General features: G+C 68.2%; 8 protein-coding genes and 2 pseudogenes. 6 read left to right on the top strand and 4 right to left on the bottom strand.

Annotated elements, in window-relative coordinates; all coding sequences use genetic code 11:
• The first annotated feature begins 881 nt into the window (after nt 1–881).
• On the top strand, nt 882–1247 hold the full coding sequence (locus IF89_RS46425) for a hypothetical protein (RefSeq protein ID WP_158718036.1): 366 nt from the start codon (nt 882–884) through the stop codon (nt 1245–1247).
• 193 nt (nt 1248–1440) lie between these two features.
• Here IF89_RS46425 and IF89_RS49810 read toward each other — a convergent pair whose 3' ends face one another.
• The 3 genes and pseudogenes from IF89_RS49810 to IF89_RS49815 form a co-directional block, all read right to left on the bottom strand.
• Nucleotides 1441–1764 (bottom strand): IS3 family transposase, encoded by a 324-nt coding sequence (locus IF89_RS49810; protein ID WP_063831381.1) that lies wholly within the window; start codon nt 1762–1764, stop codon nt 1441–1443.
• A gap of 706 nt (nt 1765–2470) precedes the next feature.
• Nucleotides 2471–3232 carry a signal peptidase I gene (gene lepB / locus IF89_RS43140; RefSeq protein ID WP_078628699.1) on the bottom strand — a complete coding sequence of 254 codons (762 nt, stop codon included), beginning with the start codon at nt 3230–3232 and terminating at the stop codon, nt 2471–2473.
• A 206-nt stretch (nt 3233–3438) separates the two neighbouring features.
• Nucleotides 3439–3637 (bottom strand): annotated as a pseudogene (locus IF89_RS49815) (IS630 family transposase); the annotation flags it as partial.
• Between the two features lie 7 nt (nt 3638–3644).
• On the opposite strand from IF89_RS49815, the gene IF89_RS47225 reads away from it, so the two are divergent.
• Nucleotides 3645–3851 (top strand): hypothetical protein, encoded by a 207-nt coding sequence (locus IF89_RS47225; RefSeq protein ID WP_078628700.1) that lies wholly within the window; start codon nt 3645–3647, stop codon nt 3849–3851.
• Nucleotides 3852–4000: 149 nt separating this feature from the next.
• Nucleotides 4001–4432: a hypothetical protein gene (locus IF89_RS0133490; RefSeq protein WP_234327982.1), complete on the top strand. Its 432-nt coding sequence runs from the start codon at nt 4001–4003 to the stop codon at nt 4430–4432.
• 85 nt (nt 4433–4517) lie between these two features.
• Here the strand turns inward: IF89_RS0133490 and IF89_RS0133495 are convergent, their stop codons facing one another.
• Nucleotides 4518–4709: a hypothetical protein gene (locus IF89_RS0133495; RefSeq protein WP_030776211.1), complete on the bottom strand. Its 192-nt coding sequence runs from the start codon at nt 4707–4709 to the stop codon at nt 4518–4520.
• Between the two features lie 507 nt (nt 4710–5216).
• On the opposite strand from IF89_RS0133495, the gene IF89_RS0133500 reads away from it, so the two are divergent.
• The 3 genes and pseudogenes from IF89_RS0133500 to IF89_RS43160 all read left to right on the top strand — a co-directional run.
• Entirely contained in the window at nt 5217–5804 is a 588-nt protein-coding gene (locus IF89_RS0133500) for a DUF2975 domain-containing protein (protein ID WP_030776214.1), read from the top strand.
• On the top strand, nt 5804–6043 hold the full coding sequence (locus IF89_RS0133505) for a helix-turn-helix domain-containing protein (protein ID WP_030776217.1): 240 nt from the start codon (nt 5804–5806) through the stop codon (nt 6041–6043). Before IF89_RS0133500 ends, IF89_RS0133505 begins: the two co-directional genes overlap by 1 nt.
• Before the next feature lie 995 nt (nt 6044–7038).
• Nucleotides 7039–7446 (top strand): annotated as a pseudogene (locus IF89_RS43160) (CNNM domain-containing protein); the annotation flags it as partial.
• Between the last annotated feature and the right edge of the window lie 823 nt (nt 7447–8269).

Below are 8269 nucleotides of genomic sequence, written 5' to 3' on the forward strand. Positions count from 1 at the left end.
ACCGGCCACGACCGCTACAGCCAACCCGTCGTCCCGCAGAAACACTGCAGGTCATCGTGGCCGTCACACCTCCACCAGACCCCTAAATCAACGGCATTGGGTTTACAGACGAGTTCACCTCGGTCGCCGCCTACGAGCGCATCGACCGCGCCACCCTCCAGCGACGCCTGCTGCTCGCGCCCGGGACGAACACGGGCATCCGCGCCATCGTGTCCACCGGCGAGCACGGCGAGAGCGAGGCGCGCTGCGGCACGTGCGACCGGCTACCGCAGACTCAACCACCGCTACGAGCGCCGTCCCCGCAACTACCTGGTAGCCGACTCCGGGTGCCTCCTTGGGGGGCTGGGCCACCCGCCGAACGGGCTCGGCGAGCGCGGCGGCCCCCTCGGCGTCACGGCGCACGGCCAGCGTCCAGTCCTCCGGCAGCCGGGGATCGTGGGCACAGCGGTCGGCATCGGCGAGCTGGCGGCGGAAGACCCCGGTCTCCACAGGGCTCCACGGCCGTACCTGTTCGGAGAGCAGCGCCTCGCGGGCGCCCGGCGGGCGCGTCCACCCGCTTGGGGGCGTGAGCTCGTTGGGGTACAAGACCTCGCCCGCGCGCCGCACGATGGTGACCCGGTCGGCAAGGCACCCGTTCTCGATTCCGCTAGGTCGGCGGCGCAGGCTGCCTGGTTGTCCCACCCCACGTACCGGGCCTGGCCCTCCTCGGCGAGGCGCAGGTACCGGTCCAGCACACCGAGCTGGCACACCGCCCTCCGGGACAGCCAGGGCCACCACCTCGATCCGATAGCCGACCGCGTAGTAGGCAGCCATCGAGGCCAGCCATTCGCTGGGGTTGGCAGGGGCCTTTCCGCCACCACGTCGTACCGGGCCTCCCGAGCATGAGCTTCGACCTCTGCCTGCCACCGGTAGGTCTCCGTCCGCACCCGCACTCCGGCCGTCCGCACGTCATCCGCCAGGAAGCGGGCGTGGGGGTGGTGCGCGGACAGCTGCGCCCCTGCCGGAGTACTCCGAACCGGGCAGTGACACGGATCGTCGGCGAGGAGCACCGCTGGTTCAGGCGCACGTTGTGGGGGACGTCCCCCCAGTCCGCCGAGGCGCAAAACGCGTGGGAGGAGGAACGGCGCCGCGAGGAGGCCGAACGGCGTCGTGATGAGGAAACGCGGCGGCGGCTGGAGCTGAAGGCCGCGGCTCGGGCGCGGCGCGAGGCCTGGCTGGCGACGCAGGCGGGCCAGAAGGCCCATTAGCGGCGTCTGGAGCTGCAGAGTTGAAGGCTGCGCGGGAGGCCGAACAGAAAGCTGCTGTCCGTCGGCTCCAGGCGCAGCACAACGAGGAGAGCGCCCGGTATCGGGCGGAGGCCCGGGAACATCGGGCCCGGGAGTTCGCGCTGGCGCAGGCTGGTCAGCCCATCGCGTTCGTCGGCGACGATCTCGGCCTGCTTCACCCAGCCCGCACCGCGGTCTCGGTCAAATCGAAGTCCTTGGCGACCTGACCGACCGAGCGGTCCCCACGTCGGCCACAGCTCGACAATCTGAGCCGGCGAGGGCGTGGTTTCTTCCCCATGGCCTCCACGATGAACATCATCATCCCGAGCAGAAACCCTTCTTCTTCCGCAGGTGCCGGCCGACGGATGTGGCCGACCCGCATCAGCCGAGTCACGCGCTTGCGGTTGTTCCGGCGCCCCCTCGCTCGCAACCCGGCATGGACGCGCGGGCCACCATAGGCGCCATCGTGCTCGGCGTGGATGGCGCGGATCTCGCTCACAGTCCGCTTCTCCTTGGCCTGGTGCGGGGCACGGGCCGGCCCGGTGGCCAGACGGCGCGGGAGCCCCGAGCACCCCGCAGATCCGCTTGACGCCGAAGTCGGCGCGGTTGTCGGAGATGAAAGTCCCAGCGGCGGGGGCCCGCTGCACCTCCCGAGCGAAATACGGCCGCCCTGCGCAGGATGTCACGCTCGAGGTGTCACTCTTTCCCGGTCTTCATCAGCCGGGCGTCCTCTGCCCTCAGCCGTGGCAGTTCATCCGCCTCGCCGCCCGTGTTACGGCATCCGGGCACGGCCTCGGCCTTGCGCGCCCACGTCCGCAGCGACTCCGCAATGACGCCAAGATCCGCGGCCGCGGCCGCACAGGTCCGCTTGGCGGCCGCGGCTCGGTAGAGCGCGACAGCGTCAATTCCTGACCTCCTCCGGATAGGAGACTTGCGTCCCGCTGGACATCCCTTCCTGGATCATCAAGATCCATTGTCAGGGTGCCCACTCCAAAGGATCAGCCGCAGGTGTGCGTGAAAGCGGAACAAGCCCACCTCAGATGGCTAGGACTTGTGAGGTCAACCAGCCAGCCGGAGCCTCCGTTGTGTTCATGACGGTCACCTGGCGATACGTCACAAAGTGACATCAGGGACTCACCCCCATTTTGCACCGGACCAAATCGCCAGAAGACTTGCTCGTCTGGCAGACGGGCTCTTGCATGGCCCTACTGCCTGTTGAACTGGTCGCCGATGCCAGGCTGGCTGAAGGTTCTTGGAATCGGTAGCGTTGCCCAGCGCGGAGGGGGCCAAGCAATGACGATAGCACGGCCAATAACGTCCTTCACGGGCACGAATCCGTGTGTTTTTGGATCTTGCATGTGCCAGCGCGAGTCGCTAGATTTCTGCCGGTGATCGCCCATGACCCAGATTGCTCCATCGGGCACTTTTAAAGGTCCAAAAGGTTTATCGTTACAGGGCGTATCCCCCGGGAAGATGTAAGGTTCATCTAGCGCTTTGCCGTTTACCTTGACGGGGCCATTCCTGCGGCACTCGACTGTGTCTCCACCGATTGCGATTACGCGCTTGATCAGGTCCTTCTCGTTAGCCGAGGGCATCAAACCGATTGCACTGAGAAAATCCTGTGCGATATTGGACTCGGAGGGCTCACCTTCTAGCCAATTGCTCGGATCATGGAACACAACGACCTCTCCCCGTCTTGGTTGCGATCCGAACCAAGGAGTGAGCTTGTCGACCAGTACGCGGTCACCGCGCTGAAGGGTGTTCTGCATCGAGTCCGAAGGAATAGAGAATGCCTGCAGTAAGAACGTTTTGATCAGCAATGCCAACACGATGGCAATGACGGCTAGAAGGAGTAGCTCCTTCCAGAGAGATCGATGCCTAGCCTGGGCTCCTCCAGCCTCAGCATGTTCTCCCCTCCTATCCGGCTGTGGGGAAGCGCCGGAAGCCTCGTCGGCTTGATCCCCCATGAGTGGCCTCCTTAATACTCTCAGAGCGCAACTAATACCATGGGCAGCGTTCTGACAGCCGCCAGCCGTCCTTTGCCAGAGCACGTGTCAGCTGCAGCGTCACTGCCGCTCCTGTTGTGGCTCGGAGAGGCGGTGCGGTCGTAGGGCACAAGGAAGGTGCTGGCGAGACCGCCGTTGCGCCCCCGACGAGTTGGTTACGGAGGTGCTCAGGGCGGGGTCAGTGGGTTGATGGCCAGACCTGTGGCGGTGAGGCAGCCGTCGATCAGGTGGGGTCGGAGCTGGATCCTGCGTAACTTGCGGCGGAGTTTGCGGTGGAGGTCGTCGGGTGGGTCGAAGGCGCTTGTTGGCCATCGCTCTGCGCACGAGTGGCCAGACGGCCTCGACGGGCTTCAGGTCGGGTGCAAAGTGAACCGTGAACCGCCCCCTGGTCATCGTCGACGAAGCCGCCGCCGCCCTCGCCACCGACCCCGAGGCCCGCCGTCTGCTGAACCAGCTGCTGCTCGCCGGACGCAAGAACGGCGTCCAGGAGCAGCCCGAGCCGGAGACCGGCCCGCGGGCCACCCTGCGGTTGCAGTACCCGACGCTCGCCGAGTTCGAGGCCGCCGCCCACCGGCAGTAGCCCGCCCCGCTCCCCCACCCCTCGCGCCCTCCCCCCCGCCCCGGCCGGGAGGGCGCGCCCGTACCCGAACGGAGAAGCACGATGGACTTCCACCCCACCGCCGGCCGCCCGATTCCGATTCCGAGGCCGCCGCCGAAGCCGAGCGGATCATGGACGCGAGCTTCCGGACCGACCCGCCCGGCTACTTCCCGACGTCGTACCGCGACCACTCCCCCGTGCCCGCCTACGGCGACACCCCGCCCGTCCCCCAGCCCGACCACCGGATCGTCCCGGCCTGGGCGGCCGGGATCGCGGTCGCGAGCATCGGCGTCGGCGCCGGGGTCACCGGCATCGGCTGCGGCGCCTGGCTCGTTCTGCAGGGCCTCGCCTCCGTCAGCCTCGCCGGAGTCCTGATGGGCACCCTGCCGTTCGCCGGCCCGGCCATGGCCGCCACCGCGATCGGCGGCGCGATCAACCGCGCCCGCTCCGCCGTCACCAAGAACGTCTACGAGGGCCCGGTCACCATGCGGACCGAGATCACCAGCAACAGCACCACGCGCGGCATGTTCTTCACCCGCACCCGCAACGACATCCACCACTGACCCGGCACCCTGCGTCGTACTCGAACCCCGCCCCCGTCCGGGCCGAGGGTCGAGTACGGCAGGCCGCCGGAGCAGCCCCGCGCGCTCAGTCGTCCAGGTAGATCAGCAGGCGGCCGTACTCATCGACCCCCGCCTCGTAGATCACCCCGTCGACGATCGCGTGGTCGACGACGACCTCGTAGTCCTCCTCGTCGTCGATCCACAACACCCCGTCGTCGTCCGTGAACGCCGGATAGATCACCCCGTCGGCGAGCACCGAATCGAACTCCACCGCCATCGCGTCCCCTCGCTGCTTCCTGGCCTTCGCCCAGCCTGGCCCACCACCAGGCCCCGGCAACAGAGCCATGCCCCCGCCGCGCCCGCCCCACTCGGAGCCGCGCCCCGGCGGCCGCGCTCCACCAGCTGCCCTTCCCGAGCCCGAACAGGAGACAAAGCCCATGGCCCGCATCAGCGTGAAGATCACCCCGCTCCACCCCGACGGCACCGAATGCACCCACGCCGTCAGCCCCTCCGGCAAGCCCCGCGACCCGGCCGCCGGCTACACCTGGCCGCCGCAACTACGCCGTGGTGTGGAGCTCCTGCGGCACGGTCGGCGAGCCGCACGGCCTGCGCGTCCTCGCCGGACCGGCGCAGAGCGCGCACCGCGACAGCCGCAAGGCCGCGCCCGTCATGGGAGGTATTCAACGCCCAGGTCTGCCCGTTCGGGCACTCCCGCAGCCATGCGCTTGTCGATTATCGATATGCCCCGCTAGCATGTGCATATCGATAATCGATAAGGAGAGACGTGAGGAACACGCGACTTACGAGGGCCCTGGCCTCGTTCACCCTTGCGCTGGCGGTGCTCTGCGCCCTCGCGTTCGTCGGCACGGCGGTCACGCACATACTCGACGACGGGGCGGTCTGTGCGAAGACAGACTTCTGGCACAACGCCACGCTGGAGGGCGGCGTCCCCGTAAGTGCGGGCGTGAAGGCGTCCAGCAGCACCACCCGCCTGTGCCAGGACAGCCCCTCCGCGGGTCAGCGTGCCGCCGACCTCGGGAACCTGCTGCCCTGGTGGCTCTTCGGATCCGTGGCACTGCTTCTCTTTTCCCGGCTGCTCGCGGCCGTTGTGCGGGAGGGACCGTTCACCGCCCCCGTGGCATCCCGGATCTTCTCTCTGGGGTGGTTCCTCACGGCCGGAACGCCAGTGGCCGGCCTCCTCGTCGGCTGGTCACAGTCCTGGCTCGTGGGCAGCATGGCGCCGATGATCGGTTCCGGACCGGCAATCTCCGGATCCATGGTTCTCGTCCTCGTTGGCCTCGCCACGGTGATCATGGGGAAGATCATGCGCGAGGGCGTTCACATGCGAGAGGATCTCGAAGGGACCATTTGATGCCCGACGATGAGGAACCTCACTCGATCCGGATTCACCTCGACCACTTTCTCACTGAGCGCGGCATGACGCTCACTGAGCTGTCCTCGCAGGTCGGCATCACTGTCGTCAACCTGTCCGTGCTGAAAAACGGCCGGGCCAAGGCCGTCCGCTTTTCAACCCTGTCGAGGATCTGCGAGGTCTTGCGGTGCCAGCCGGGAGACCTGATCACCTACGAACCCACCAAGCCCGGTCCATAGCCAACCGATCCGGCAGATGATCTACTCACAGACTCCCGCCGACGACCAGCGCGACTACGTCGCCAGGTCGGCACGCCAGCCCTTTGACCAGCGGCTTCAAGTTGGCGAAGGGTCGGTCAACAACACCCCCGGCGTCGTGGATGTCGGGGGTGTGCGTTGACTGGTCTGATTGAGGTCCCTGGCCGAAGGGTTCGGCAGTCGGGATGCTGGGGGCATGGCTGCTGGCGGGTCGGTCCGTAGGTATTGCAGGGAGTGTGGAGTGTTGCTGCCGTCAACGAAGTCGGCGGCAGCTGTTTTGTTCGGGTAGGTGCAGGTCACGCCGGTGGCGGGCCCTGGACCGTGCCCGCCGGCGTGTGTCGGCGATGCAGCATGGTGAGAAGGCGGCGTGTCCGGTGTGTGGCTGTGAGTGGACGGTGGGGGTAGAGCTTCGTCGGCCGGCGGTGTTCTGTTCGTCGTGGTGCCGAACGCGGGCTTGGCGGGAGCGGGCGTTACGGGGTTCCGTCACGGTGACGGAATAGCCGAACGCCGCGGGTGTCCCTGCTGTCCGCTTGTTCGGTACGGGGTCGAACGGGCGGTCCGGTAGCGCCTCGCGCGCCCCCGGTACGCGCCTGCCGCCATTGGAACGCGGAAGCCCATTCTGGTGGTGGCCTGGGCCTATGTGCTTTCGAACGGTCGCTGTCGGGCGACTGGCCTGCCCGGGAAACCTTGAGGGGTGGAGGCAGCATGTCGGAGCGGGTGGGGAACGTCTCTCGGTCGCGATACGAGCAGCTGGTGGCCGAGGCGCGGGACCTGGTGGAGCAGGTCGCCAAGGCCCAGTTCGGGCTTGGTGACAAGGCGCTGGAGAGCGAGCCGATGCGCCCTGTCGGCGGGTCGGTGGCCAAGGGCAACGACGACTTGTTCACCGTCGAGGAGTCCTTGCATATGTTCGCAGACGACATAGGCGTAGCGCTCTCCACCGTGGAGGACTGGCGGTGGGTCGCCTCCCGCTGGCCTGCGGGCAGGAGCTCGGCATCACGGTGCCTCTCTGGTGATCGGCATGCTCGCCGAACCGTCCGTCTCCGCTCTCCTGCGTGGTCCGCTGGAGGTTGTCGGGCTGCCCGCCGGCCCCGGTGTCGAGCGCCGCGAGCCTGCTGGGCGTGGCCCTGTCGACCGTGGTGCTGATGGTGGTCGGCGAGCTGGTGCCGAAGAACTGGGCGATCTCGCGGCCGCTGGCCGTCGCGAGGGTGATGGCCGGCCCCCAGCGCGTTTTCACCGCCGCGTTCCGCCTGAATAACACCGCGGACCATCTGGTGCGCCGCTTCGGCCTGGAGCCCGCCGAGGAGCTGGCCTCTGCTCGGAGCCCGGAGGAGCTGGTGGCGCTCGCCCGGCACTCCGCCCGCCAGGGGCCTATCGAGGCGGACTCGGAGATGACGTCAGCGCCGTTGCCAGGAGCGTCATGCGCCGCGTGTGGCACTTGTGGAGGGCCCAACTCGGCCGTGGAGGGGTGTTCTTGCCTACCGGCAAAACGGAGGAGCTCAGCTGGTCGATCACGGGAGATTCGTGGTCTGACCTGCACCACACGGTGGCCATCGCCCTGCGCCGGTCGACCGAGTCCGAGCTCGTCGAGCTGCTCACGAACAACATCGTCCGGCGCAACCAGTGGGGGAGATCACGTTCCAGGCCGAGAGCCTGGGCCGCCTGGCCGTATGACGCCTGTGGGGGCTCATCAACTCCCGGAAGAGCGCCCACGGCTACGGCTGCCGCCCCGAGGTGAAGGTCGCCGCGTACGTCGAGGCGTGGGACGAGGCGACGTGCGAGCAGCGCGCACGGATGCGGGCCCGGATCGAGCAGGCCCGGGAGCTGGACCGGCAGCGCGAGGTCGCCCGAGTTGAGCAGCGCCTGGCCGAGCGTGCCGACCGGCGCGAGCGCTGGGGGCCTGCACCGGGTTCGAGCAGCCCGAGGTGCGGGACTGGATCCGTGAGCCTGAGCACGTCCACCAGGAGCAACAGGACGAGATCCAGCGGCGGATTGAGCGCCCCGCGTTCTCCGGCAGAGGCCACCCACCGCCGCCCTGGCCATGGCCCGCGCCGACAAGGCCGGGCGCAAGGCCCGCAAGGCCCTTGGCCAAGGGTGAGCCCGACGGGCAGCTGCTGCCCGCCGCCGGGGTCGTCCCCTATATAAGGGCTTTTGGAGGGGGTGCGCCCGAAGGGCGCCCCTCGAGGGGCGCCCTTCGGGCGCACCCCCTCC

The sequence above is a fragment of the Streptomyces sp. NRRL F-2664 genome (genome assembly GCF_000719345.1).
Classification (GTDB): Bacteria; Actinomycetota; Actinomycetes; order Streptomycetales; family Streptomycetaceae; genus Streptomyces.

Coding starts and splice junctions, on each gene's coding strand:
- IF89_RS46425 (WP_158718036.1), top strand. CDS start 882: ATGAGCTTCGACCTCTGCCTGCCACCGGTAGGTCTCCGTCCGCACCCG.
- lepB (WP_078628699.1), bottom strand. CDS start 3,232: ATGGGGGATCAAGCCGACGAGGCTTCCGGCGCTTCCCCACAGCCGGAT.
- IF89_RS0133490 (WP_234327982.1), top strand. CDS start 4,001: ATGGACGCGAGCTTCCGGACCGACCCGCCCGGCTACTTCCCGACGTCG.
- IF89_RS0133495 (WP_030776211.1), bottom strand. CDS start 4,709: ATGGCGGTGGAGTTCGATTCGGTGCTCGCCGACGGGGTGATCTATCCG.
- IF89_RS0133505 (WP_030776217.1), top strand. CDS start 5,804: ATGCCCGACGATGAGGAACCTCACTCGATCCGGATTCACCTCGACCAC.